At 65.3% G+C, this 613-nt stretch carries 1 protein-coding gene; it reads left to right on the top strand.

From position 1 onward, the window contains the following. The coding region (locus FJM08_RS08525) for a DinB/UmuC family translesion DNA polymerase (protein ID WP_211331346.1) at positions 1–613 on the top strand (613 nt) is incomplete at both ends.

Below are 613 nucleotides of genomic sequence, written 5' to 3'. Positions count from 1 at the left end.
GCAAGCAGATCGCCAAGATTGCTTCTGGTCTGGCCAAACCCGACGGCATTCGGGTAGTCCGGCACGCTGAAGAGCAAGCGCTTCTCAGCGGATTGCCGGTACGACGGCTGTGGGGCATCGGCCCGGTCGCCGAGGAAAAGCTGCATCGGCTCGGCATCGAGACGATCGGGCAGCTGGCCGCGCTGAGCGATGCCGAGGCGGCCAACATCCTAGGCGCGACGATTGGGCCCGCGCTGCACCGGCTGGCCCGTGGCATCGACGACCGCCCAGTGGTGGAGCGCGCCGAAGCCAAGCAAATCAGCGCCGAGTCCACGTTCGCCGTCGATCTGACCACCATGGAGCAATTGCACGAGGCGATCGACTCCATCGCTGAGCACGCGCACCAACGCCTGCTGCGCGACGGCCGCGGCGCCCGCACCATCACGGTGAAGCTAAAGAAATCCGACATGAGCACGCTAACCCGCTCGGCGACGATGCCCTACCCGACGACCGACGCCGGCGCGCTGTTTACGGTGGCCCGCCGGCTGCTGCCGGATCCACTGCAAATCGGGCCAATTCGTCTTCTGGGTGTTGGGTTTTCGGGTTTGAGCGACATTCGCCAGGAGTCGTTGTT

It is taken from the genome of Metamycoplasma equirhinis, from assembly GCF_006385185.1.
GTDB lineage: Bacteria > Bacillota_I > Bacilli_A > Mycoplasmatales > Metamycoplasmataceae > Metamycoplasma > Metamycoplasma equirhinis.
The sequence above is the reverse complement of the archived record's forward strand: the minus strand, read 5'-3'. Positions and strand labels throughout refer to the sequence as shown.